The following is a 22,549-nucleotide window of genomic DNA, read 5'->3' as shown; positions in this document are numbered from 1 at the left end:
TTCTGCTCACGTACCTCGCGGTATGTCACTACCCGGGAGTAGGCAATTTGCCAGTGATTACTGGCGTAACTGAGGGTAACGCGGTGAACTCAAGGGTTCTCCCGTAAGGGGGACGGAGCAGGTCACCGCACCGGGGCCAGCTCCGGGTCCTCGCGCAGTTTGCCGAGCGCCCGCGAGACGGCGCTCTTGACCGTGCCCACGGACACCCCGAGCACCTCGGCGGTCTGCGCCTCGCTCAGGTCCTCGTAGTACCTGAGGACGACCATCGCCCGCTGGCGGTCCGGAAGCTTCATCACGGCGCGCCACATCGCGTCGTGCAGCACCTGCCGCTCCGCCGGATCGCCCTCCGGCAGCCCGGCCGGCTCCGGCAGCTCGTCGCCGTACGCGTACTCGTCGACCTTGCGCTTGCGCCACTGCGAGGTACGCGTGTTCAGCAGCGCGCGGCGGACGTAGCCGTCCAGGGCGCGGTGGTCCTCGATGCGCTCCCAGGCCATGAAGGTCTTGGTGAGCGCCGTCTGGAGCAGGTCCTCGGCGTCGGCCGGGTTCGCGGTCAGGGAGCGCGCCGTGCGCAGGAGGACGGGGCCGCGGGCCCGTACGTACGACGTGAACGACGGGAACGCGGCCGTGGAGGCGCCGGCGCAGACGGGGCCAGACAGTGGCGGAGTCATGCCTCCACGCTAGGAGCGGGCGGGCGTCCCGGGGATCGCCCGCAGGTCCCGAACCGCACTCCCCCTCAGGTTGTAGGGGTGGGGGCCGCCTCACCTCCTCTGGAAGGAGCCGGACCGGATCCGAGTCAGGGTCACGACGTCAGGGCCCCGGCATCAGGGGCGCGCGCCGAGCGGGGGTCGGGGGCGGGGGGCGTGGGCCGGGGCGGTTCAGAGTTGCGGGATGATGCGGGCTACCGGGGCGTCGACGACGCTGCGGTCGATCGTCATCCGCCTGCCGCCGTACGTCTCGGTGACGTTGCCCGCGTACTGGTGGATCCGCGCGTGCGGCTGCCAGGCCGAAGGGCTCAGCACGCTCTCCGTGTCGAGCGCGGGTCCGCCGCGCCAGCGCGCGAACCACATCACCGACGGCAGGTCCGCCACGCCCGCCACCCGCTGCCGCTCCATGTCGCGGACGCCGGTGTCGGCGCTGCTGTAGAAGCCGGGTACGTAGCCGAGCCGGCGCACCTCGCGGTCCCACGCCCGGACGAAGCGGAGGGTGGTCGCGAGGCAGGCGGCGTCGCCCGGGCGGTACGCCTCGATGTCCAGGTAGAGCGGGCTCGCCCGGTCGATGCCGAGGGCCCTGGCGGCGTTCACCGCGTCGCCGGCCTCCTGGGTGCCCTGCCGCCAGGGCGTGCGCCCGATCGCGTACTTCCGCTTGGCCGCGGAGTTCACGCACGGCGCCTGCGAGCCGACGAACAGCGGCAGGAGCCGGTAGCCGAGCGCGTGGACGGTGTCGACCCAGCCCCGGCTGAGTTCACGCTGGGCGGGGCAGCCCCGGCCGCGGCCGCCGAAGTACACCCCGACGGCCCGGTACGGCGAGGCCCGCCAGGCCCGCATCACGGCGGTGGACGGCGCCTCGCAGGTGTCGAAGGCGCTGCCGGAGAAGAGACGGACGGCGGGCGCGGGGGCCGGGGCGACGGGCGCCCGGGGCGGCGCCGGGATGCCATGGGCGGGGGCCGGGGCGGTGAGGAGGGCGGCGAGCACGACGACGGCGAGCGCGGCGGCAGTGGCGAGCGCGGCACGGACGGGCGGGCGCCGCCGGCCCGGCGGGCGCCGGTGACCGGGCGGACGCCCGTGGCCGGGCCGGCGCAGGTGACCCGGCCGGCGCAGGTGGCCCGGCGGGGCGCTCTTCACGGCGGTCAGGGCAGTCACGTCGGTCACGTCGGTCACCGCGGTCGAGCGACTCAAGCGGCTCAGGCGACTCAAGCGACTCAAGCGACTCCAAGGACTCAAGGGGCTCATGGCGTGAGTGAAGAGCCCTCCGCCGCGACCGGCCACCGCTCAGGCCGTCGCCTCAGCCGTCCGTGCCCAGGATCAACCCGGACGTGGGAACCCCGGTGCCGGCCGTCACCAGTGCCCGCGCGGCGCCCGGCACCTGGTTCACGGAGGTGCCGCGCAGCTGCCGTACCGCCTCCGCGATCCCGTTCATGCCGTGCAGGTACGCCTCGCCGAGCTGACCGCCGTGGGTGTTCAGAGGCAGCGCGTCCGCCGCGACGAAGTCGGCCGCCTCGCCCGGCCCGCAGAAGCCGAACTCCTCCAGCTGCATGAGGACGAAGGGGGTGAAGTGGTCGTAGAGGATGCCGACGTCGATGTCGCCGGGCGCGAGCCCCGAGCCGCGCCACAGCTGGCGGGCCACCACGCCCATCTCGGGCAGCCCGGTCAGCTCGTCCCGGTAGAAGCTGGTCATCGCCTCCTGGTTGCGGCCCGCGCCCTGGGCGGCCGACACGATCACGGCGGGCGGGCGCGCGAGGTCGCGGGCGCGCTCGGTGGACGTGACGACGATCGCCTGGCCGCCGTCCGTCTCCTGGCAGCAGTCGAGCAGCCGCAGCGGCTCGGCGATCCAGCGGGAGGCGGCGTGGTCGGCGAGGGTGATCGGCTTGCCGAAGAAGTACGCGGCCGGGTTGGTCGCGGCGTGGCGGCGGTCGGTCACGGCGACATGGCCGAAGGCGTCCGGCGTGAGCCCGTACGTGTGGAGGTAGCGCTGGGCGGTCATGGCGACCCAGGAGGCGGGGGTGAGCAGCCCGAACGGCAGCTGCCAGCCGAGCGCCGCGCCCTCGGCGGAGGGCTCGCGCCGCTCCACGCCGGAGCCGAAGCGGCGGCCCGAGCGCTCGTTGAACGCCCGGTAGCAGACGACGACCTCGGCGACGCCGGCGGCGACGGCGAGGGCGGCCTGCTGGACGGTGGCGCAGGCGGCGCCGCCGCCGTAGTGGACGCGCGAGAAGAAGGACAGCTCGCCGATGCCGGCGGCCTGGGCGACGGTGATCTCCGGGCTGGTGTCCATGGTGAAGGTGACCAGGCCGTCCACGTCGGCGGGCCGGAGCCCGGCGTCGTCGAGGGCCGCGTGCACGGCCTCCACGGCGAGGGTCAGCTCGCTGCGGCCGGAGTCCTTGGAGAACTCGGTGGCGCCGATGCCGGCGATGGCGGCGCGGCCGCCGAGCGCGTCGGGGGAGCGGAGGCTCACCGGGGGACCTCCACCGTGACCGTGCCGGTGACGTGGTGGCCGAGGCTGTTGGCCCCGACGACCTTGATCTGGACCGTGTCGCCGTCGGAAGCCGTGGCGACCTGTGTGACGGTGCCGGTCAACGTCATCGTGTCTCCGGGGTAGTTGGGGGCGCCGAGGCGGATGGCGACCTTGCGCAGGACGGCGCGGGGGCCGAAGTGGTCGGTGATGTAGCGGCCGACCAGGCCGTTGGTGGTGAGGATGTTCATGAAGATGTCGGGGGAGCCCTTGGCCCGCGCCAGCTCGGCGTCGTGATGGACGTCCTGGTAGTCGCGGGAGGCGATGGCGCCGGCGACGATCAGGGTGCGGGTGACGGGGACGGTGAGCGGCGGCAGCTCGTCTCCGGGCGCCGGCGAGTCGCCGGGCGCCAGCGGGCCTCCGGGTGCCCTTGCCTCTCCGGGCGCCGTTGCGTCCCCGGCCGGCAGCGTCGCGTCTCCAGGTGTCATCGCGTCTCTCCCTGTGCGAGCAGGTCGCCCAGTTCGGCGAGGAGTTCGGTGCCGCAGCCCAGATACGCGTCGAGCTGCCGGCCCCAGAGGAAGTGCCGGTGCACCGGGTGGTCGAGGTCGGCACCCAGGCCGCCGTGCAGGTGCTGCCCGGCGTGCACGACCCGCTTGCCGGCCTCCGAGGCCCACCAGGCGGCCGTCAGGGCGTGCTCGGCGACGGACAGCTCCTGGTCGTACCGCCAGGCCGCCTCGTAGGCGGTGACCCGGATGGACTCCGTGTCCATGTAGGCGTCGGCGGCGCGGAGTTGGACCGCCTGGTTCGAGGAGAGCGGGCGGCCGAACTGCTCGCGGACGGAGGTGTACGCGACCGCGCGCGCCAGCGAGCCGGCGCAGACGCCCGCCTGGAGCCCGGCGAAGGCGATCCGGGCGGCGGCGAGCACGTCCTCGTACGCCTCCGGCCCGGGGCCGCCGATCCGCTCCCCGGACGCCGGGTCGAGGACGGCCCGGCCGGCGGACCAGGGCGCGGTGAGCTCGACGGGTTCGACGGCGTCGCCGGTGACGGGGACGAGGTGGAGGGTCTTCCCCTCGTCCGGCACGAGGACGTGGGTGGCGTCCCGCAGCCAGGGCACCCAGGGGGCCCGGGGACTCTGGGGGCTCTGGGGGAACGCGCCGGTCACGACGGTCGTACCGGCCCGAAGGCCCGGCAGCAGCCGGGCGCGCTGCTCCTCCGTACCGTGCCGGGCGACGGCGAGCAGCCCGTACACCGCGCTCGCCGTGAACGGCACCTGCGCCGTCGTGCGCCCCTGCTCCTCGGCGAGCAGCACCAGGCCGAGCAGCCCGGTCTCCTCGACGGCCTCGACGAGACCGGCCGCGCACAGCGCCTTCCACAGCTCGGCGTCCGTGCCGGTGCCGGCGGCGGCGAGCCGCTCGTGGGTGGCGAGGTCGCCGAAGATCCGGGCGGCGAGGTCCCGGGCGGCCTGCTGCTCCTCGGTGGGATCGAAGTCCATGTCAGCCCTCCGACCCGGCGCGGAACACGGGCAGTTCGAGCTCCTCGTCCACGCGCAGGAACTCCAGCCGGACCGGCATGCCGATGCGGACCTTGTCGTACGGGACGCCGACGACGTTGCTGATCATCCGGACGCCCTCGGCGAGCTCGACGAGCGCGACGGCGTACGGGCCCGCCGCGTCAGCGGCATGATCGGACACAGTGAAGGCCGGGAAGGGCGGGTGGTGCATGACGACGTACGAGTAGACGGTGCCGTCGCCGCCCGCCTCGACGGTGTCCCAGGCGAGCGAGCCGCAGGCGTTGCAGCCGGGCAGCCAGGGGAAGCGGAGGGTCGCGCAGTCGGCGCAGCGCTGGATGAGCAGGCGGTGCTCGGCGACTCCCGCCCAGAAGCCGGCGTTGTCGCGGTTGACGACGGGCCGGGGCCGCCTCGGCTTCGGATCCTTCGTGGTCTTGGTGTCCTCCGTGCCCTTGGCATCCTCCGTGACCTTCGTGGTCTTGGCGGCCGGCGCGTACTTGAGGACGCGGAAGCGGTGGGTGCCGGCGAGTTCGCCGTCGGCGCGGATGTCCATGCGGGTGGTGATGAAGTGGCCGGTGCCGAGCCTGGTGGTCTTGCGGGGCGAGACCGACTCGATGACGGCGTCGAAGGTGATCGTGTCGCCGGGGCGCAGGGGGCGGAGGTACTCCTGCTCGCAGTCGGTGGCGACGATCGAGGTGCAGCCGGCGCCGTCGAGGAGGGCCGACAGCTCCTCGTACGCGCCGGACCGGCCGGTGCCGTCGGTGGGGTGGCCGGACAGTCCGCCCATGGTCCACGCCTGGAGCATCGTGGGCGGCGCGATGGCGTCGGAACCCTCGTACGCCGGGTTGGTGTCGCCCATGGCCTCGCACCAGTGCCGGATCATGGGCGCGTTGACCGGGTCCCTGCCGACGGACGCGGCGGAGGTGGTCCGCCCTTCGTACGCCTTGAGCCGCTCGTACAGGGAATCTTCCGCCTCGGGGTTCATCGCCGCCCCCTCCCCTTCATCCCGAGCCGCATCGTCGCGACGAGCTCGCGCTGCACCTCGCTCACGCCGCCGCCGAAGGTGTTGATCTGGGCGGCCCGGTTCATCCGCTCCAGTTCGCCGCCGTCGAAGACGCCGGGCGAGCCGGTGCGGACGAGTCCGGCGGGGCCCGCGATCTCCTGGCAGATGCGGTAGACCTCGACGGCCGACTCCGTACCGGCGAACTTCACCCCGCTGGCGTCCCCCGGCGCGAGCCGCCCCGCGCCCACGTCCCCGACCAGGCGCCAGTTGAGCAGCCGGGTCGCGGCGAGCCGGGCGTGCGCCTCGGCGGCCCGGATGCGCACCCAGGGCTCGTCGATCCGGCGCCGCCCGGTGGCCGGGTCGGGGGTACGGGCGGCGGCGAGGGCGGCCTCGTAGAAGTCCTCGGCCTGCATGCCGATGGCGGCGAGCGCGACCCGCTCGTGGTTGAGCTGGTTGGTGATGAGGCCCCAGCCGCCGTTCTCGGGGCCGACGAGGTTGCCGGCGGGGACGCGGACGGAGTCGTAGTAGGTGGCCGTGGTCATCAGGCCGCCGACGGTCTCGATCGGGGTCCAGGAGAAGCCGGGCGCGTCGGTGGGCACGAGGACGATGGAGATGCCGTGGTGGCGGGGGGTCGCGGGGTCGGGGTCGGTGCGGCAGGCGAGCCAGATCCAGTCGGCGTTGTGGGCGTTGGAGGTGAAGATCTTCTGCCCGTCGACCAGCCAGTCGTCCTGGTCCCTGACGGCCCTGGTCCTGAGCGAGGCGAGGTCGGTCCCGGCCTCGGGCTCGCTGTAACCGATCGCGAAGACGGTCTCGCCGCGCAGGATGCCGGGGAGGAAGCGGGCCTTCTGCTCGTCGGTGCCGTACTTCATCAGGGTCGGGCCGACGGTGTTGAGCGTGACCATGGAGACGGGGGCGCCGGCGCGGTAGGCCTCGTCGAAGAACACGAACTGCTCGTCGGGCCCGCGGCCCTGGCCGCCGTACTCCTCGGGCCAGCCGATGCCCAGCATGCCGTCGGCGCCGATGCGGCGCAGCAGCGCGCGCTGGGCGGCGGTGTCGGCGGGGGGCGGGGGGCCGTCGGGCATCAGGTCGCGGAAGTACGCGCGGAGCTCGGCGCGCAGCCGCAGCCGGCGTTCGGTCGGAGCGAGGTGCACGGTGTGGCCCTCTCGTCAGAACTCAGGTTTTCTGACTGTCCGTCAGATAATGGAGCCCTGTCAAGGTCACGGATGCCGGGCGCGAACGGGGAACACGGGAACGGCCCGCACGCCGGTACCGAAGTACCGTCGCACGGGCCGTCGTTCACCTCGCCGCCATCTCCCCCCGTCGGGCCGGTCACCACCACAGCGGATAGAAGTTGACCACCGCGTTGTCCTGGTCGATGCGCGTGAACGCGGAGCCGTTCACGCTCGCCGTGGTGTTCTGGTTGGAGGCGCCGGAGCCGGTCGCGACCTGCTGCGTGGTGGTCGAGTTGCCGAGGTTGCTGCCGCCCACGCCGCTGCCGAGGATGGTGGCGACGCTGGTGTTCGATCCGTTGTCCGCGAATCCTCCGTTGTCGGCCTGGGCCACCCCCGTGAAGAGCACGGCGGCGAGGGGCAGGGCGGCGGCAGCGGCGAGAACGCGGGCGGTACGGATGCTTGCCATGTCTTGTTCCTCCAGGAACTGAAGCTCTATAGCTGAGGCGCTGAACTACCTTCAGGATCCGGGCAGTTGGCCGACTGCCTCGGTCGTTGTGCTCGACGTCGCGAGACCAGAGTTGCCCACCGAATCCCCGGCGAACCACCCCGGAGTGCCCGATTCCCCCTCAAGCGTGAGGACAAGTCGATAAACCCTCTTGCCGTCAAGAAAGCCGCAGGTCGGGCGTGTCGCGACAGGGCGCGAGGCGGGGAGGCCGGGCGCCGCAAGAGGCGAAGCGTTTCGCCGGGTTTCCCCGCTTTCGCCTCTCGTCCCTCAGGTCGCCCCCACCTCTCCCGCCCCGATCGAACACGTGCACGACAGGCGCCCGCGTCTCAGTCGCCGGAGAAACCCCGGAAGTAGGCCTCCTCCTCGGTGACCTGCTTGACCGTGCCGTAGTCCGGCTCCTCGTCCGGCCCGATGACCTTGAAGATGTCGAGGATCGAGTGACATCGCCGGTTCCTCACCCCAAGGGAGGAGCGTGCCCGGCGCAGAACGGCCCGCACGAGCCGAGCTTTGTGAGCCGAGACGCCCCGTGCGCCGGTCCCGGCGGCGGCGAGTCTGCGGTGACGGGCGCGGCTCCGGATCTTGACTTGGGGAACCCACGAAACGTGGCCGGATCCCTCGAACAGAAAGGACGGAAGATGTCCGAACAGATGTTCATCGCGTGCACCATCAACAACCGCACCAAGGTCACCTTGAAGGTGGTGAAGTACGAGCTGTACTGGGGAAAGTGGGAGGACGTCGGCAACTTCCCGCCGATCGACATCCCGGCGGGGAAGGAGCTGCCCGCGTTCCACAGCAGCGGCCGCAAGGGCTCGTCGGGCGGCACGGAGGGGTACGTCATCTACCAGCTGGGAGACGACTCGCAGGCCACCTTCAAGGTCTACTGGGACGTCCCCTTCGGCAGCAAGCACAACACGGTGAAGGTGGAGCCGTCCGATGCGGACATCTCCGTCAACGTCAAGGGCTACGTCGGCGAGGGAGCCGGTGAGGCCATCACCCTGACGGTCCACGACGACCGCAACTAGGCGGCACTCGGTGGCGGTCCGCCTCTTCACCCGCGGACCGCCATACGCTTCCCGTAGTCCGCTGGATCGATCCGAGAGGACGGGGATGGATCGGCTGTCCTTCCGCTGCGCCGTCGACAACCGCACCGGCGTCGTCCTGAAACTCCAGGAGGACGAGCTGCTCTGGGGAGCGTGGGAGTCCGACAGCCACCCGCTGCGCGAGCTGCCCGATCAGGCCGAGACGCTCGCCCTGGCCGGTGTCTCCCGGAGTCCGGGGACCGGGAGCACGGAAGGTTACGTCGTCTACCGGCTGGACGACGACCTTCAGGCCAGGATCAGGATCCACTGGGACGTCACCTGGGACGGCTCCAACGACCTGAAAGTCGAGTCGGCCGACTCTCGGATCACCGTCAACGTGGCGGGCTGGATCGGAAACGCGGCCGAGGAGTCCGTGCTGCTGACGGTCCACGACGACCGCTGACGAGGCAGGGCAAGACGGAGTGAACGCGGAGGGCGGGCCCCGGAATCCAGGGCCCGCCCTCTGACGTGCTACTTCTCTGACCTGCAAGCGGTGGGTGTGGGATTTGAACCCACGGTGACTCTCGCCACGACGGTTTTCAAGACCGTTCCCTTAGGCCGCTCGGGCAACCCACCCTTGCTCTCCGCGCCGACCGGCGGCCGAGCGGCTACAGCCTACCGGCTGGCGGACGCGGTCAGCTGTCGCCCGTGCGTTCGCCGAGGGTGACCGTGGCGGTCGCGGTCTTACCGGCGCGGACATAGGTGATCTTGACGGTGTCGCCGGGCTTGTGGGTCCAGATCTCGCTGATGAGGGTCGGGCCGCTGTCGATCTGGCGGTCGTCGAAGGCGGTGATGGTGTCGCCGGGCTTGAGGCCGGCCTTGGCGGCCGGGCCGTTCGGGGTGACGGCGGCGGTGCCGCCGGTGCCCTGGTCGGCGATGGTGGCGCCCTCGCCCTTCTCCTGCATGTTCACCGTGGCGCCGATGACCGGGTAGACCGGCTTGCCCGTCTTGATCAGCTGCTCGGCCACGTTCTTGGCCTGGTTGACCGGGATGGCGAAGCCGAGGCCGATCGAGCCCGCCTGGGACTGGCCGTAGCCGCTGCCCGCCGACTGGATCGCCGAGTTGATGCCGATCACCGCGCCGCTCGCGTCGAGCAGCGGGCCGCCGGAGTTGCCCGGGTTGATCGAGGCGTCGGTCTGCAGCGCGCTCATGTACGAGTTCTTGCCGCCGGAGCCGTCGCCGGAGGCCACCGGGCGGTTCTTGGCGCTGATGATGCCGGTGGTGACCGTGTTCGACAGACCGAAGGGCGCGCCGATCGCGATCGTCGAGTCGCCCACCGCGACCTTCTCCGAGTCGCCGAGCGGCAGCGGGGTCAGGTCGGACGGCGCGTTCTTCAGCTTGATCACGGCCACGTCGTAGCCCTGCGCGCGGCCGACGACCTCGGCGTCGTACGTCTTGCCGTTGGAGAAGGTGGCGGAGAGCGTGCCGCCGTCCGCCGCGGAGGCCACCACGTGGTTGTTGGTGACGATGTGGCCTTCCTTGTCGTAGACGAAGCCGGTGCCCGTGCCGCCCTCGCCGTCGATGCCGCCGGACTTCGCCTGGATGGTGACGACGCTCGGCAGCGCCTTGGCGGCGACCGCGGCGACCGTGCCCGGGTCGCGCTTGAAGGAGGAGGGGGCCTCGCCGGACGAGACCGTCGTCGAGCTCGTGGAGTCGCCGTCGCGCTGGGACGCCGCCCAGTAGCCGATGCCGCCGCCGACACCGCCGGCGACCAGGGCCGCGACGAGGACCGCGGCCACCAGGCCGCCGGTCCGCCTGCGCGGGGGCTGGGGAGCGGCGGCCGGCTGGGGCACTCCCCAGGCCGGCGTCACGGGCGGGGCGGGCGGCCAGCCACCGGCGGCGGCCGGGGAGGAGGCCGGTGCCGGGGCCGGGGCCGCCGCCGGGGTGGGGCTCGGGGCCGTCACCGGCTCCTGGACCGCCGTCACCGGCTCGGTGGGCGGCTCGGCAGGCTGCTCCGCCGGAGGCGTGGCGGGCTGCTTGGCGAGCGGCTCGGTCGGCTGCTCCGCCGGAGGCGTGGCGGGCGGGGTGGGCGGGGCGGGAGGAGTCGCGGGGGCGGACGGGGCAGTCTGGTCCGCCGGAACCGCCGTGCCCTCGTTCTCGGTGCTCACAGCTCTCTCCTCGTACACTGCGCGGTCAGGTCGTCAATCGTGCTGCGGTCAGCTTTTCCCACAGCACGTCAGGCCACTGTAAGCCGGAGCTGTGCGTCTGCACCCGATTGTTTACTTGGGGGCAAACCGGACAGCCGTACCATGACGCGGTGACCCACGCACCCCAGCCGCCGAGCCGCCCGCTCCCCGTCCAGGTGGTCGCCCACCGCGGCGCCTCCGAAGACGCTCCCGAGCACACCCTGGCCGCCTACGTGAAGGCCATCGAGGACGGGGCCGACGCCCTGGAGTGCGACGTCCGGCTCACCGCCGACGGCCATCTCGTCCTCGTCCACGACCGGCGCGTCAACCGCACCTCCAACGGCCGCGGCGCCGTCTCCGCCCTCGAGCTCGCCGATCTCGCCGCACTCGACTTCGGTACGTGGAAGGGGCGCGACGAGTCCGGCGAGGTCCCCGACTGGGGCGACCCGGAGGCCACCTCCGTCCTCACCCTCGAACGGCTCCTGGAGCTGGTCTCCGACGCCGGCCGGCGGATCGACCTGGCCATCGAGACCAAGCACCCCACCCGCTGGGCCGGACAGGTGGAGGAGAAGCTGCTCCAGCTGCTCGACCGCTTCGGGCTCGCCAAGCCGGCCGCGCCCGAGGAGTCGCCGGTCCGCGTCATGAGCTTCTCGGCGCGTTCGCTGCACCGCGTCGCCGCGGCCTCGCCGACGCTGCCGACGGTCTCGCTCTCCCAGTTCGTCACGCCCCGGCTGCGCTCCGGCGGGCTGCCGGCGGGCGCGCGGATCGCCGGGCCCTCGATCCGGATCGTGCGGCACAACCCGACCGTGATCCTGCGGCTCCAGAAGGCCGGCCACCGGGTCCACGTGTGGACCGTGGACGATCCGGAGGACGTGGAGCTGTGCGTACGGCTCGGAATCGACGCCATCATCACGAACCGGCCGAAGCAGGTCCTCGCACAGCTCGGCCGCGCATAGGCACGTAAAAGCGGTGCCGGCGCGGCCGCTTGAGCCCCCCGGCGCGGCCACTTGAGCCCCTTCTGCCCCGGCTGTCACACGGGTGCGGGGTGTGCACCGGCGCGTTCGGAACGTACGCGATCGTCACGAGTGCGTCACCGGAGGGGTACTGGCCGGTTTCCGGTCCAGGCCATTGGGGCATTCACCTCGTGGCGTGGGGCAAAGGAGGTCTCGGGGGTGGCGTTGGTGGTGGCACAGGAGGTGCCCACGTCGTCGAGCATGGCCGTACCTCATGGTCCTGCGGGCGTGGGTGAGGCGCGACACCGGATGCGGGAGCAGCTGATCCGCAACGGGATGTCCGAATCGGTCGTCGACGACGCGGTGCTGATCCTTTCCGAACTGCTGAGCAATGCCTGTCGGCACGGCAGACCGCTGGGCCCCGGCGCGGACGTGGGCGACGGTGACGTACGGGCCGCCTGGAGCGTCGACAGACGCGGCGGCCTCATGGTCGAGGTGACGGACGGCGGCGGCCCGACCCGCCCGGTTCCGGCCACCCCGTCGGTCACCGCCCGCGGCGGCCGCGGGCTGAACATCATCAGCGCGCTCGCCCAGGACTGGGGCGTCCGCGACAGCGCGACGGGCGAGGTCACCGTCTGGGCCCTCGTCACCGAGGGCGAGGGCCACCGCCGCGAGGACTTCGCGACACGGGTCGGCGGCGGCACCGGTCTGGGCTTCCTGGACGCGTACGACGACCTGGACTGACGACGGGGGCGCCGGCGGGGCGCCTTCGGGAGCCGCAGTCGCTGGGACACAGGGACGGGGCCGGGCGTACGGGACGGCGCTCGGCCCCGTCCCGTACGCCCCGCCCCGCTCGTACCGGGCGGGCCCGCCCCGTCCCGTGGTGCCTGGGCCCCGTTGCGGACCCCGGGCGGCTAGGCTCGCGGCCATTACTGGATCGCCGCGATCGGGAGAAAGACCCACCATGGCCAAGAAGCGCCCCCAGACGAAGCCCGGCAAGGCCGGGCAGGCACAGGTCACGAGCGGGGAGATCCCGGTCGTCGGCGCGCGCGAGCCGTGCCCCTGTGGTTCGGGTCGCCGTTACAAGGCGTGTCACGGGCGGGCCGCCTCGCACGCCGTGACCGAGCTGGTGCAGCGCCCGTTCGAGGGGCTGCCGGGCGAGTGCGACTGGGTCGCGCTGCGCGAGCTGGTGCCGGCCGCGACCGTGCCGCTGACGCTGAAGGACGGGCTGCCGGAGGGCGTGCCGTCCGTGACGCTGGCGACCGTGCTGCCGATGGCGTGGCCGGCGCTGCGCCGCGACGACGGCTCGGTGCTGCTCGCGCTGCAGAACGAGTCGTCCACCGGTGACCTGGCCCGCGACCTCGCCGACACCCTGCAGCGCGCCCTGGTGGCCGAGCCGGGCACGCCGGTCGCCGCGCGGCGCGTCGAGGCGGAGGGTCCGCGGCTGCAGGAGCTGCTCGACCCGAACAGCGATTTTGCGCCGGAGGTGCACTCGGGATTCGAATTCTGGATTCCGGAGACGGCGGACAATTCCAACCCCGAGGTCGCCGCCTCCCTGGAGCGGGCCAACGGCGCCGCCATCCCCACCGTGAAGCTGGCCGGCGTCGACGCCGCCTACTGGTGCGAGGTCCCGGAGAAGAACCACCTGCGCTGGGTCATGCCGCACCCGGAGGAGAAGCTGCTCGACGCGCTCGCCCGGCTGCAGGCCGCCGGCACCACCTCGCTCGGCCCGGACACCCGGCTCGTGGGCTCCTTCCGGGCCCACGGCCTGATGGTTCCGGTGTGGGACCTGCCGAGCACGATGACGGCGGAGGACTGCGAGAAGCCGGCCGCCGAGTTCGCCGAGCGGCTCGCCGCGGCGCTGGCGAGCGACGCTCCCCTCACCGTCGAGGAGCGTCGCGCGCGCGGCGGCCTCACCAACCGTCAGGTGACGCTCAGCTGATACCCCAGGTGGTATCCGTGACTGACAGACCGACCAGTCGGTGACGTCGGCCACAAGATCTCGCCGGAAGGGCCAAATCCCTGTCCGAATAACCGAGATCGAATTTGCGAACGGCCAATCTCTTGTTACCGTTCTGGAAGCCCGGTCGCTGGTGCATCCCCCGTCGCCAGCGATCGGGCCTTTCCATGCCCTGGATCCGGTCCCGGATCCGTACGAGGCTCAACTACCCTCCGGCTCCGCCGCGTTGCTCCCCGAGCGCAGCAGCAGCGGCGTGCTGTCGCCCTCCCCGGACCCCGCGAATTCCGCCACCGCCGAATAGTCCGCGTGAGCCTGGTCATCGGAGGAAGCCGGGTCATCCGAGGGAGCCGCGTGAGCCGGGTCATCAGACGGATCCGCGCGATCCGACGGATCCGTGAAGGGCCGTCCCGTCCGGCGCTCCCTCGGCGTCTCGCACGTCCCCGGCTCGTCCCGCGCCTCGACCGCGCACCGCACCTGTACGGTCCGCCCGGCGGGCGCCATCAGGGTGAGCACGGCGTCGAGCGGCTGACCCGTCGCGTTGCGGTAGTACGTACGCGCCCAGGTGTCGGCCCCCTCGGACACCACGCACGTCTGGGCCTCCACGCCGTCGGGAGAGGCGAGTTCGGGGCCGCAGCGGGTGGCGGGGGAGGAGACCGCGGTACGGGCCGGGGCCAGGCCGAGGTCAGCGAGCAGGCCGTCCTTCGGCCCGGCGTGCGCCCCGGCGTGGTTCTTCGCCGCCGACTCGCCGTCCGTCGCCACCGACTCGTCCGCCGGCGTCCCCGACGGGCCGGCCGTCGCCGCGATCGGTACCAGGACGGCGATCGACACGACGGCCCCGAGGGCCAGTACCCGCAGCTGCGCCGGTCTCACGCGGACGCGCCCTTCTGTCGAGAGATCCCCCGAAGATCCTCCGGCGAAGATATCCGCGGCCGGCGGGCTCCCGGCCGGCCGCGCGCCCGATTCCCCTGGATGCCCCGGCCCTCCACACCCGTACGAGTGAAGGCTCGGTGCACGAGTCCATACGCGGGTCCGTACACGGGTGAGTGCACGAGTCGGTGCACGAGTCCGTACGCGGGTCGGCGCACCGGTCAGTACGCGAGCCTGCTGCCGCCGCCCGGCGTGCTGGTGCTCGCCTCGACGAGCGCGTCCACGACCGCCTCGACGTCCGGCAGCCACGGCCGCGCGGAGCCTTCGAGCGGCGCCCGCTCCCAGCGGACCTGGCCGGTCCCGGTGACCGAGGGCGGCAGCGGCAGATAGCCGCCGTCGCCGTGGAAGCGCAGCGAGCCGGGCACGCTGTCCTTCGCGTAGAGGAGCTCGCCGAGCCGTTCGAGGCCGTACGGGGCGACGAGCAGGGCCATCCGGTCGGGCGTGGCCACGACCGGGCCGAGCCGCATGCCCTGCGCGTCGAGCGCGGCGAGGGCGCGGGCGCCCGCGGCGGCCGGCAGGCTCACCGCGCACGGGGCGCGGCCGCCGGTGGCGAGCAGGACCGGGGCGTCGGGGCGGCCACCGAACCACCAGCGGATCATGCGGGCGTCGGTCGTGGCCGCGAGGAGGCCGGGGTCGAAGGGGTGGGCGCCGGGTACGACGCACTCGGGGTCGGGACACGCACAGCTCGCGACGGCGGCGGTACCCGCGTCCGTACGCGCTCCGCCCGACCGCAGCCCCACGCCCGGCAGCACCGGCCAGCCCCAGGCGGTGGCGTACAGCAGCGCCGCGTCGAGCTGACCAGGGACGGTCTTCGCCACGCCCTCCATGCCCGCACCGCGCCTGCCGCGCCGGAACCGGAGCCTGCGTCGCCTTCCGGGGATCTCGCGCATGAGCGCTCGTCCTTTCCGTTGAACGCCAGAATCCACATCACACACGCGCACACATCACACCATGTGCACGTCTCTTCACTGTGCGTACGAGCTGCGCCCGAGCTCCGTGGGCAGTCCTGCCGGAACACGTTCCCCGCCACTCGGGGATAGGGGTGCGGCCTGCGGTGATGAGGACGCCCGGGTTCCGCGTCCGTATTCAGGGGCGTCGTCAACTGCCCCTGCCCGTCACCGATTACGTACCCGTCACGCTCAGAATGACGCGCTTTCAAACGACGCCAGTCGACCGCAAATGGTGCACACCGGGGGTAATTTTCGGCCAACTTCCCCTAGTCTTCAACCCTCTCGCACCGCCCCACGGACACCAGAAGTCCCATGGTGACAATGCTGGACATCGATCTACATGTGCGTGTAGATGTGGATCGATGGATAGCGGCGCAGAATGACTTGGGGGTTTGCGATGCTATTGCAGAAAATGCGCAGGTCGGAAAGCCGTCTGCCATGACTACACCCCGCGCGCCGAAAGTGGCCGGAATCGATTCCACCGTTCCCTCTCCCCCGCACACTGCGGCACCCCTCGGCGCGCCGCTCTCCGCCCAGGTCTCCGCCGTGCCCCCCGGGACGCCGCTGCAGGACCGCCTGGCCGGCTGGGTCTCGGACCTCACCCTCCTCCAGGAACTCACCGAGTCCCTGATCAGGACCGCCACGCTCGACGAGGCGCTGCACGAGCTGCTGCGCGCCGGCGCCGCCCTGGTCGGGGCGCGCCGCGGGATGGCCGTGCTCGAACCGGCCGACGGCCTCGGCCCCGCCAGCACCGTCGGCCTCGGCCTCGCCCACGCCGAGCTCGGCACCATCGAGACCGTGCCGCGCAGCGTCACCTCGCACGGCCGCATCCTCGACGGCCTCGACCCGCTGACCGAGGGCTCGCTGCCCCGCCCCGTCGCCGTCCCCGACCTGCGCTCCGAGGAGGACCTCGACCCGCGGCTCCGCGAGGTCGCCGCCCGCCTCGGCTACGCCGCCAGCTACGCCCTGCCGCTCGCCACGGCGGAGGCCGGGAAGCTCGGCGCGGTCGTCTGGCTGTACGACGAGCCCGCCGAGCCCGCCGAACGCCAGCGCCACCTCATCGGGCTCTACGGCCGCTTCGCCACCGAGCACCTCGCCCGCCTGCTGGAGGTCGAGCGCGCCCGCGTGCGGGTCGCCACCGTCGCCGAGGAACTGCTGCCCAGCCGGCTCCCCCGGGTCCCCGGCGTGCAGCTCGCCGCCCGGCACCGCACCGGCCCGCGGGGCGGCGGCGACTGGTACGACGCGCTGCCGCTGCCCGAGGGCGCCCTCGGGCTCGCCGTCGGCTCCGTCACCGGCAGCGGGCCGAGCGCCCTGGCCGCCATGGGCAGGCTGCGCGCCTCGCTCCGCGCGTACGCCGTGATGGAGGGCGAGGACCCGGTCGCCGTCCTGTCCGACCTGGAGCTGCTGCTCCGCCTCACCGAGCCCGCCCGATCGGCAACCGCGCTCTTCGCCTACTGCGAGCCGGCCGCGCGCCGGATCGTCCTCGCCGGCGCCGGGCACGCCCCGCCGCTGGTCGTCGGCGAGCACCGCACCGAGTACGTGGAGACCTCACTGTCGGCGCCGCTCGGCATGCTGGCCTGCTGGGAGGCGCCCAGCGTGGAGCTGTCACCCGCACCCGGAGAAACGGTGCTGCTGTACACCGACGGGCTGCTGCGCCGCACCGGTGACGCCATGGACCGGGCCTTCGCACGGCTGCACGCGGCCGCCGCGAGCGTGCCGAGGGCGGACCGGGCCGACCCGGGCGCGGTCGCCGACCACGTGCTGCGGACCCTGCTCCCGGACGGCCCGGACGGCCCGGACACGGCCGCCGGCGACGGCGAGGACGTGGTGCTGCTGGCGGCGCGCTTCGAGTGAGCGCCGAGTGAGAAGTGCCACCCGGCGACTTACCGGAAGCGGACCTTCCGCCTCTGGAACGCCTCCGCACGAACGTACGATGGTGATGGTTCAGTGTCGTACCAAAGGAGGCAGAACCGTGGCCGATGAGCTCACGACGGAGACCCCGGAGACCCCGGAAGGTTCCGAAGAGCAGGCGATCAAGCAGCGGAAGAACGGTCTGTACCAGGACGTGTCCGACGAGCTCGCCGACAACATGAAGTCCGGCTGGGCCGACACCGAGCTGCACGACCTCGCCCCGATCGCCCAGGCCGCGCACACCGCCGCCCGCCGCGCCGCGCTCTCCGCCCGCTTCCCGGGCGAGCGCCTGGTGATCCCGGCCGGCAACCTGAAGACCCGGTCCAACGACACCGAGTACTCCTTCCGCGCCTCCACCGAGTACGCGTACCTCACCGGCGACCAGACGCAGGACGGCGTGCTCGTCCTGGAGCCCACCGCCGGGGGCCACACCGCCACGATCTACCTGCTGCCGCGCTCGAACCGCGAGAACGGCGAGTTCTGGCTCGACGGCCAGGGCGAGCTGTGGGTCGGCCGCCGCCACTCCCTCGCCGAGGCGGAGCAGCTGCTCGGCCTGCCCGCGAAGGACGTCCGCGAGCTGCCCGCGGCCCTGACCGCGGCCACCGGCCCGGTCCGCGCCGTCCGCGGCCACGACGCCGGCATCGAGGCCGCCCTCGCCGACAAGGTCACCGCCGAGCGCGACGAGGAGCTGCGGATCTTCCTGTCCGAGGCCCGCCTCGTGAAGGACGCCTTCGAGATCGCCGAGCTGGAGAAGGCGTGCGCCTCGACCGCGCGCGGCTTCGAGGACGTCGTCAAGGTCCTCGACAAGGCGCAGGCGACCAGCGAGCGCTACATCGAGGGCACCTTCTTCCTGCGCGCCCGCGTCGAGGGCAACGACGTCGGCTACGGCACCATCGCCGCCGCCGGCCCGCACGCCTGCACCCTGCACTGGGTCCGCAACGACGGCCCGGTCCGCTCCGGCGACCTGCTGCTGCTCGACGCCGGCGTGGAGACCACCGAGCTCTACACCGCCGACGTCACCCGCACCCTGCCGGTCAACGGCCGCTTCACGGACGTCCAGCGCAAGATCTACGACGCCGTGTACGAGGCCCAGGAGGCCGGCATCGCCGCCGTGAAGCCCGGCGCCGCCTACCGCGACTTCCACGACGCCGCCCAGCGCGTGCTCGCCGAGAAGCTCGTCGAGTGGGGCCTCGTCGAGGGCCCGGTCGACCGCGTCCTGGAGCTCGGCCTGCAGCGCCGCTGGACCCTGCACGGCACCGGTCACATGCTCGGCATGGACGTCCACGACTGCGCCGCCGCGCGCACCGAGGCGTACGTCGACACGACCCTGGAGCCCGGCATGTGCCTGACCGTCGAGCCGGGTCTCTACTTCCAGGCCGACGACATCAGCGTGCCGGAGGAGTACCGGGGCATCGGCGTCCGCATCGAGGACGACATCCTCGTCACGGACTCCGGCAACCGGAACCTGTCGGACCAGCTGCCGCGCCGCTCCGACGAGGTCGAGGCGTGGATGGCCGCCCTGCAGGGCTAACATCCCACCGCGTCAGGAGCCCCCGCCGACACCGTCGGCGGGGGCTCCCGCGGTTCTGTCTACGCCAGCGCGAGCGGCGCGTCCGGGCGCCATTTGAGGAGCTTGTCGAAGCTGACCAGCGCACCGCCCCGGCCCGTGCGGCCGACGTGCACGTGGTCGGCGAGCTCCTCGATCAGCCGCAGCCCGCGGCCGTGTTCGGCGTACGTGTCGGCCGGCGGCACCGGTGCGGGGCCCGGGAAGCCGGGGCCGGAGTCGGCCACCTCGATGCGGCAGGTCTCACCGTCCAGGTAGGCGGTGACGCGATACGCCTCCGAGGCCGGACCGAACCGGCCGCCGGCGGCGCCACCGTGCTCGACGGCGTTCGCGCACGCCTCCGTCAGGGCCACCGACAAGTCGTAGGAGACGTCCGGGTCGACACCCGCCGTCTCCATCGTGCCGAGCAGCAGCCGGCGGGCGAGTGGCACGCTCGCGGCTTCGCGCCGCAGATGCAGGGACCACCAGATGCTCATGCTCCAGCCTCCTGTGCGCCACGACATACCGATACGTATTGCCGTGCGGCGCGGTCCGTAAGCCCCCTGCCACCGCGACAGCGCCCGTTCGGCGGATGCGGGAATCGGTGTGCCGGTGTAATGCGCGCCGCTCGGTGCCGGTCGGAGTCCGCCGAGATGCCGTCCGAAGGCGCACAAGGGTGACCTTCCGGACCTGCCGTATGGGCCGGGTGGGCCTGGTGCGATGATGGGCCCGCCATGTCTGCCCCCGCGCTCGCACCACGCATGCTGAGGGCCGCGGTGTTCACCGCGGTCTGCGTCGTGCTGGCCGCGCTCGGCCACGCGCTGGCCGCCTGCGCGGGGATCGCGCTGTGGTCGCTGGTCGCCGGCTTCCTCGGCGTCTTCGGCTTCACGGTGCTCGCCGCGGGACGCGAGCGATCGCTGTCCTTCATCGTCGGCGCGCTCACGGCCGGACAGCTCGGCCTGCACGCCCTGTTCGGGCTCGGGCAGCGACCGCTGGCCCTGGGCCCGCAGTCCGACAACGCGCTCGTCAACCTCGCCGCCAAGCTGGTCTGCGGGCGCGGCGCTTCCGCGCTGAGCCCCGCCGACGCGGCCCGGATCGTCAGCGACGCCGGGCTCACCCCGGCCGCCCCGGTCACGGCCGGGGCGCACGCGCACATGGCGGGCATGAGCGGAATGCCGACTCCCGTCGCGCCCGCCGAACTGGTGCCCGGCCTCCCGATGCTGCTCGGCCACCTCCTCGCCGCGCTCGCCACCGGCTGGCTGCTGCGCCGCGGCGACCTGGCCCTCGGCCGGCTCGTCCGGCTGTCGACGGAGGGCGTCGCCGAGTTCGCCGAATGCGCGCTCGTACGCTCGCTGCGCGCCGCGCTGTTCCTCGTACGGGCCCTGCTCGCCGGCCTGCCGGGCGCTCCGGCCACCGGGCCGCGCGGGCCCGCCCGTACCGCCTTCGACTCCTCGCCGCCGCCGGTGGCCGAGGCACTTCAGCACACGGTGATCAGGCGCGGCCCGCCGGCCGCCGCCCGCTGCGTCCTCGCAGCCTGACGCGGGCCGCTCCAGCCACGGAGGAATTCGGGGGGGCGGGTCCGCAGCCGTCCGCGTCCGCACGCGGACCGCGCACGCCTGTCTTCCGACCGTTCCCACCTTTTCCATGAGCTGGAGTGTCTCTGCCATGAACGTTTCCCGTGCCTTCCTGCCCCGTACGTTCGTCTCCCGTGCCGCCGTCGCCACCGGTGTCGCCGCCTCCTCCGTCCTGCTGCTCTCCGGCACCGCCTTCGCGCACGTCACCGTGCAGCCGCAGGGCCAGGCCGCCCAGGGCGGCTACGCGACCGTCAACCTGAAGGTGCCGAACGAGAGCGACACCGCCTCCACCGTCAAGGTCGAGCTCTCCTTCCCGACCGACCACCCGCTCGCCTCCGTGATGCCGCAGCCGGTCCCGGGCTGGAAGATCGAGGTCGCCAAGGCGAAGCTCGCCAAGCCGCTGGAGATGGAGGGCAGCAAGATCAACGAGGCCGTCTCCAAGGTGACCTGGACGGCGGACGGCTCGAAGATCGGCCCCGGCCAGTTCCAGCAGTTCCCGCTCTCCCTCGGCCAGCTGCCCGAGGACACCGACCGGATCGTCCTGAAGGCCGTGCAGACCTACGACAACAACGAGGTCGCGCGCTGGATCGAGGAGCCCAAGGACGGCGCCGCCGAGCCCGAGAACCCGGCGCCGGTCCTGAAGCTGTCCGCCGCGACCGGCGAGGGCGACGACGACCACCACGGCGGTGCCGCCAAGGGCGCCGACGACAAGGGCGACGAGCACGGCGACAAGGCCGGCGAGCACAACGAGGCCGCCGCCTCCTCGACCGACAACGCGGCCCGGGTGCTCGGCGTCGTCGGCATCGTCGTCGGGCTCGCCGGAGTCGCCTTCGGCGTCCTGGCCGGGCGCCGTCGCTCGGCCTGACGCACGGCCCCGCGCACACCCCCTCTCCCGAAAGACACACCATGTCCGACACCAAGTCCGACACCAAGTCCGGCGCCGAGTCCGGCACCACCACGGACGGCGGCCGCCCCGGCCGCCGTGCCCCGCTGATCGCCGCCGCGGTGGCGATCGTCGCGGCGATCGGCATCACGGCCGCCGTCGGCCTGAACGGCGGCGAGAACCCGGACGGCACGTCCGGCAGCAACGCGCCGGTCGCCGAGGTCTCCGGCGGCACCGACAACACGAAGGCCGCCACCGTCCTCGACCGGCCGTTCACCAAGCCCGACCTGGTCCTGACGGACACCAAGGGCCAGAAGTACGACCTCCGCGAGCGCACCAAGGGCAAGCCGACGCTCATCTACTTCGGCTACACCCACTGCCCCGACGTGTGCCCGCTGACGATGAGCAACATCGCCATCGCACGCAAGCAGCTCCCCAAGGCCGACCAGGACAAGCTCCAGGTCGTCTTCGTCACCACCGACCCGGAGCGGGACACCGCCGCCGAGCTCGGCAAGTGGCTGCCCGCCGCCGGCGACCCGTCGTTCACCGGTCTGACCGGCGACTTCTCGGCCATCCAGGCCGGGGCGCGCTCGATCGGCATCGGCATCGACCCGCCGACGAAGGAGAAGGACGGCACGGTCGTCTCCATGCACGGCGCGCAGGTGATCGCGTTCTCGCCGACGACCGACCAGGGCTACGTCCTGTACGGCGAGTCCACCACCGCCGACGACTACGCCAAGGACCTGCCCAAGATCGTCAAGGGGGAGAACCCGTGACCCGCCGCACCACCACCCTGTCCGCCTCCGTCTCGGCCGTGGCGCTCGCCGCCGCGCTCGCGCTGACCGGGTGTTCGTCCTCGTCCTCGGACGCCGAGACCGACTCGGCCAAGAGCGGACCCGAGCTGAAGGTGAGCGGCGCGTTCATGCCGCAGCCGGTGATGGACATGGCCGGCGGCTTCCTCACCATCACCAACGACGGGAACACCGCCGACAAGCTCACCTCCGTCACCAGCTCGCTCTCGGACGACATCACGATCCACGAGTCCAAGAACCAGAAGATGCAGGAGGTGAAGTCCTTCGACATCCCGGCGAACGGTGAGCTCAAGCTCGAACGCGGTGGCAGCCACATCATGTTCATGGAGCTGAAGAAGCAGCCCAAGCAGGGCGAGAAGGTCGGCATCGAGCTCCACTTCGAGAAGTCGGCGCCCATCAAGGTCGAGCTTCCCGTCGAGGCCCCCAACCACAACCCGAAGCAGCACTGAGCCCTCTGAGGCAGTGACAGGAATTCCAGG

General features: G+C 72.6%; 24 protein-coding genes and 1 tRNA gene. 11 read left to right on the top strand and 14 right to left on the bottom strand.

Translation table 11 applies throughout. The features are described from left to right. Positions 1 to 122: 122 nt before the first annotated feature. The 9 genes from ACIRSU_RS21920 to ACIRSU_RS21880 form a co-directional block, all read right to left on the bottom strand. Entirely contained in the window at positions 123 to 656 is a 534-nt protein-coding gene (locus ACIRSU_RS21920; RefSeq protein WP_403794953.1) for a SigE family RNA polymerase sigma factor, read from the bottom strand. Between the two features lie 219 nt (positions 657 to 875). After that, complete coding sequence (locus tag ACIRSU_RS21915; protein ID WP_403794950.1) at positions 876 to 1,691, bottom strand: DUF1906 domain-containing protein; 816 nt, start codon at positions 1,689 to 1,691, stop codon at positions 876 to 878. A gap of 310 nt (positions 1,692 to 2,001) precedes the next feature. After that, entirely contained in the window at positions 2,002 to 3,168 is a 1,167-nt protein-coding gene (locus tag ACIRSU_RS21910; protein WP_403794588.1) for a lipid-transfer protein, read from the bottom strand. Further along, positions 3,165 to 3,653, bottom strand: coding sequence for a MaoC family dehydratase (locus tag ACIRSU_RS21905; protein ID WP_403794585.1), 489 nt, complete (start codon positions 3,651 to 3,653; stop codon positions 3,165 to 3,167). The genes ACIRSU_RS21910 and ACIRSU_RS21905 overlap by 4 nt, the downstream gene beginning before the upstream one ends. Then, positions 3,650 to 4,657 carry an acyl-CoA dehydrogenase family protein gene (locus ACIRSU_RS21900; protein ID WP_403794582.1) on the bottom strand — a complete coding sequence of 336 codons (1,008 nt, stop codon included), beginning with the start codon at positions 4,655 to 4,657 and terminating at the stop codon, positions 3,650 to 3,652. The genes ACIRSU_RS21905 and ACIRSU_RS21900 overlap by 4 nt, the downstream gene beginning before the upstream one ends. Before the next feature lies 1 nt (position 4,658). Next, positions 4,659 to 5,657 (bottom strand): bifunctional MaoC family dehydratase N-terminal/OB-fold nucleic acid binding domain-containing protein, encoded by a 999-nt coding sequence (locus ACIRSU_RS21895; protein WP_403794579.1) that lies wholly within the window; start codon positions 5,655 to 5,657, stop codon positions 4,659 to 4,661. Then, the gene (locus tag ACIRSU_RS21890; RefSeq protein ID WP_403794576.1) at positions 5,654 to 6,826 is read right to left on the bottom strand and encodes an acyl-CoA dehydrogenase family protein; all 1,173 of its coding nucleotides are present in this window, start codon (positions 6,824 to 6,826) and stop codon (positions 5,654 to 5,656) included. Before ACIRSU_RS21890 ends, ACIRSU_RS21895 begins: the two co-directional genes overlap by 4 nt. Before the next feature lie 178 nt (positions 6,827 to 7,004). After that, positions 7,005 to 7,313, bottom strand: coding sequence for a hypothetical protein (locus tag ACIRSU_RS21885; RefSeq protein ID WP_403794573.1), 309 nt, complete (start codon positions 7,311 to 7,313; stop codon positions 7,005 to 7,007). Positions 7,314 to 7,678: 365 nt separating this feature from the next. Continuing rightward, positions 7,679 to 7,810: a hypothetical protein gene (locus ACIRSU_RS21880; RefSeq protein WP_403794570.1), complete on the bottom strand. Its 132-nt coding sequence runs from the start codon at positions 7,808 to 7,810 to the stop codon at positions 7,679 to 7,681. Positions 7,811 to 7,987: 177 nt separating this feature from the next. Here ACIRSU_RS21880 and ACIRSU_RS21875 point away from each other — a divergent pair, with 177 nt between their 5' ends. Both ACIRSU_RS21875 and ACIRSU_RS21870 read left to right on the top strand, forming a co-directional pair. After that, entirely contained in the window at positions 7,988 to 8,374 is a 387-nt protein-coding gene (locus tag ACIRSU_RS21875; RefSeq protein ID WP_403794567.1) for an aegerolysin family protein, read from the top strand. 85 nt (positions 8,375 to 8,459) lie between these two features. Then, positions 8,460 to 8,834, top strand: a complete 375-nt coding sequence (locus ACIRSU_RS21870; protein WP_403794564.1) for a hypothetical protein — start codon at positions 8,460 to 8,462, stop codon at positions 8,832 to 8,834. Between the two features lie 88 nt (positions 8,835 to 8,922). Here the strand turns inward: ACIRSU_RS21870 and ACIRSU_RS21865 are convergent. Both ACIRSU_RS21865 and ACIRSU_RS21860 read right to left on the bottom strand, forming a co-directional pair. Beyond that, positions 8,923 to 9,007, bottom strand: a tRNA-Ser gene (locus ACIRSU_RS21865). 59 nt (positions 9,008 to 9,066) lie between these two features. Beyond that, on the bottom strand, positions 9,067 to 10,539 hold the full coding sequence (locus ACIRSU_RS21860) for a S1C family serine protease (protein ID WP_403794561.1): 1,473 nt from the start codon (positions 10,537 to 10,539) through the stop codon (positions 9,067 to 9,069). A gap of 149 nt (positions 10,540 to 10,688) precedes the next feature. On the opposite strand from ACIRSU_RS21860, the gene ACIRSU_RS21855 reads away from it, so the two are divergent. From ACIRSU_RS21855 to ACIRSU_RS21845, 3 genes are all read left to right on the top strand, one after another. Then, positions 10,689 to 11,513, top strand: a complete 825-nt coding sequence (locus ACIRSU_RS21855; protein ID WP_403794558.1) for a glycerophosphodiester phosphodiesterase — start codon at positions 10,689 to 10,691, stop codon at positions 11,511 to 11,513. Between the two features lie 129 nt (positions 11,514 to 11,642). Beyond that, a complete protein-coding gene (locus tag ACIRSU_RS21850) occupies positions 11,643 to 12,254 on the top strand; it encodes an ATP-binding protein (protein WP_403794556.1) in 612 nt (203 codons plus the stop codon). 220 nt (positions 12,255 to 12,474) lie between these two features. Continuing rightward, positions 12,475 to 13,452, top strand: coding sequence for a DUF5926 family protein (locus ACIRSU_RS21845; RefSeq protein ID WP_403794553.1), 978 nt, complete (start codon positions 12,475 to 12,477; stop codon positions 13,450 to 13,452). 219 nt (positions 13,453 to 13,671) lie between these two features. Here ACIRSU_RS21845 and ACIRSU_RS21840 read toward each other — a convergent pair whose 3' ends face one another. Continuing rightward, positions 13,672 to 14,340, bottom strand: coding sequence for a hypothetical protein (locus ACIRSU_RS21840; RefSeq protein WP_403794550.1), 669 nt, complete (start codon positions 14,338 to 14,340; stop codon positions 13,672 to 13,674). A 218-nt stretch (positions 14,341 to 14,558) separates the two neighbouring features. Further along, entirely contained in the window at positions 14,559 to 15,287 is a 729-nt protein-coding gene (locus ACIRSU_RS21835; protein WP_403794548.1) for a bifunctional DNA primase/polymerase, read from the bottom strand. 381 nt (positions 15,288 to 15,668) lie between these two features. Here ACIRSU_RS21835 and ACIRSU_RS21830 point away from each other — a divergent pair, with 381 nt between their 5' ends. Together ACIRSU_RS21830 and ACIRSU_RS21825 are read left to right on the top strand one after the other, a co-directional pair. Beyond that, positions 15,669 to 17,201: a PP2C family protein-serine/threonine phosphatase gene (locus ACIRSU_RS21830; protein WP_403794545.1), complete on the top strand. Its 1,533-nt coding sequence runs from the start codon at positions 15,669 to 15,671 to the stop codon at positions 17,199 to 17,201. Between the two features lie 118 nt (positions 17,202 to 17,319). Then, the gene (locus ACIRSU_RS21825) at positions 17,320 to 18,789 is read left to right on the top strand and encodes an aminopeptidase P family protein (protein ID WP_403794542.1); all 1,470 of its coding nucleotides are present in this window, start codon (positions 17,320 to 17,322) and stop codon (positions 18,787 to 18,789) included. A 59-nt stretch (positions 18,790 to 18,848) separates the two neighbouring features. Here ACIRSU_RS21825 and ACIRSU_RS21820 read toward each other — a convergent pair whose 3' ends face one another. Continuing rightward, a complete protein-coding gene (locus ACIRSU_RS21820) occupies positions 18,849 to 19,298 on the bottom strand; it encodes an ATP-binding protein (protein ID WP_403794539.1) in 450 nt (149 codons plus the stop codon). Positions 19,299 to 19,535: 237 nt separating this feature from the next. Here ACIRSU_RS21820 and ACIRSU_RS21815 point away from each other — a divergent pair, with 237 nt between their 5' ends. From ACIRSU_RS21815 to ACIRSU_RS21800, 4 genes are all read left to right on the top strand, one after another. Continuing rightward, on the top strand, positions 19,536 to 20,339 hold the full coding sequence (locus tag ACIRSU_RS21815) for a hypothetical protein (protein WP_403794536.1): 804 nt from the start codon (positions 19,536 to 19,538) through the stop codon (positions 20,337 to 20,339). A gap of 127 nt (positions 20,340 to 20,466) precedes the next feature. Then, the gene (locus tag ACIRSU_RS21810; protein WP_403794533.1) at positions 20,467 to 21,240 is read left to right on the top strand and encodes a YcnI family protein; all 774 of its coding nucleotides are present in this window, start codon (positions 20,467 to 20,469) and stop codon (positions 21,238 to 21,240) included. Between the two features lie 41 nt (positions 21,241 to 21,281). Next, positions 21,282 to 22,034 (top strand): SCO family protein, encoded by a 753-nt coding sequence (locus tag ACIRSU_RS21805; protein ID WP_403794530.1) that lies wholly within the window; start codon positions 21,282 to 21,284, stop codon positions 22,032 to 22,034. Continuing rightward, positions 22,031 to 22,519 carry a copper chaperone PCu(A)C gene (locus ACIRSU_RS21800; protein ID WP_403794527.1) on the top strand — a complete coding sequence of 163 codons (489 nt, stop codon included), beginning with the start codon at positions 22,031 to 22,033 and terminating at the stop codon, positions 22,517 to 22,519. Before ACIRSU_RS21805 ends, ACIRSU_RS21800 begins: the two co-directional genes overlap by 4 nt. The last annotated feature ends 30 nt before the right edge of the window (positions 22,520 to 22,549 follow it).

This window comes from Streptomyces sp. NPDC101160 (assembly GCF_044768205.1).
GTDB lineage: Bacteria > Actinomycetota > Actinomycetes > Streptomycetales > Streptomycetaceae > Streptomyces.
Note: the sequence above shows the minus strand (reverse complement) of the source record. Positions and strands in the feature narration are given on the sequence as shown.

Excerpts from the sequence above, each read along its gene's own strand:
- ACIRSU_RS21905 (WP_403794585.1), bottom strand. The coding sequence starts at position 3,653 with ATGACACCTGGAGACGCGACGCTGCCGGCCGGGGACGCAACGGCGCCC.
- ACIRSU_RS21885 (WP_403794573.1), bottom strand. The coding sequence starts at position 7,313 with ATGGCAAGCATCCGTACCGCCCGCGTTCTCGCCGCTGCCGCCGCCCTG.
- ACIRSU_RS21870 (WP_403794564.1), top strand. The coding sequence starts at position 8,460 with ATGGATCGGCTGTCCTTCCGCTGCGCCGTCGACAACCGCACCGGCGTC.
- ACIRSU_RS21815 (WP_403794536.1), top strand. The coding sequence starts at position 19,536 with ATGTCTGCCCCCGCGCTCGCACCACGCATGCTGAGGGCCGCGGTGTTC.
- ACIRSU_RS21895 (WP_403794579.1), bottom strand. The coding sequence starts at position 5,657 with ATGAACCCCGAGGCGGAAGATTCCCTGTACGAGCGGCTCAAGGCGTAC.
- ACIRSU_RS21830 (WP_403794545.1), top strand. The coding sequence starts at position 15,669 with ATGCTGGACATCGATCTACATGTGCGTGTAGATGTGGATCGATGGATA.
- ACIRSU_RS21875 (WP_403794567.1), top strand. The coding sequence starts at position 7,988 with ATGTCCGAACAGATGTTCATCGCGTGCACCATCAACAACCGCACCAAG.
- ACIRSU_RS21820 (WP_403794539.1), bottom strand. The coding sequence starts at position 19,298 with ATGAGCATCTGGTGGTCCCTGCATCTGCGGCGCGAAGCCGCGAGCGTG.
- ACIRSU_RS21835 (WP_403794548.1), bottom strand. The coding sequence starts at position 15,287 with ATGCGCGAGATCCCCGGAAGGCGACGCAGGCTCCGGTTCCGGCGCGGC.
- ACIRSU_RS21845 (WP_403794553.1), top strand. The coding sequence starts at position 12,475 with ATGGCCAAGAAGCGCCCCCAGACGAAGCCCGGCAAGGCCGGGCAGGCA.
- ACIRSU_RS21900 (WP_403794582.1), bottom strand. The coding sequence starts at position 4,657 with ATGGACTTCGATCCCACCGAGGAGCAGCAGGCCGCCCGGGACCTCGCC.
- ACIRSU_RS21810 (WP_403794533.1), top strand. The coding sequence starts at position 20,467 with ATGAACGTTTCCCGTGCCTTCCTGCCCCGTACGTTCGTCTCCCGTGCC.
- ACIRSU_RS21805 (WP_403794530.1), top strand. The coding sequence starts at position 21,282 with ATGTCCGACACCAAGTCCGACACCAAGTCCGGCGCCGAGTCCGGCACC.